The sequence below is a fragment of the Acinetobacter sp. 25-47-130 genome (genome assembly GCF_056779705.1).
This window is the reverse complement of sequence record NZ_JBWYII010000042.1, coordinates 1-231: the sequence shown is the minus strand read 5'-3', so window position 1 is coordinate 231 and position 231 is coordinate 1. Positions and strand designations below refer to the sequence as shown.

Sequence of the window (231 nt, the reverse complement as noted above, 5' to 3'; positions counted from 1 at the left end):
TCACTTTGGCACAAACGCCGCAACAGCCGCGTATTTATGAACAAATCCGTGGTCGAAGTGGTCGAAATCCTCTTTGAAGAATGGCAAAACAAAAGCCCACTCTTTGCCTCGAGCCTCAGCCTAGACCACAGTGGACTACAACAACAATACGACATCCGACCCTTCATCATGCAAAGCAACGAAAGCGACTACGACTTTCTGACTCGCTTACTACGCAGTGAAGGCATTAAC

Annotated in this window: 1 protein-coding gene; it reads left to right on the top strand. The window is 48.1% G+C overall.

All coding sequences use genetic code 11. From position 1 onward, the window contains the following. Positions 1-231, top strand: a 231-nt coding sequence (locus AC1M83_RS14270; protein WP_481590957.1) for a phage late control D family protein, incomplete at both ends; no start/stop codon positions are given.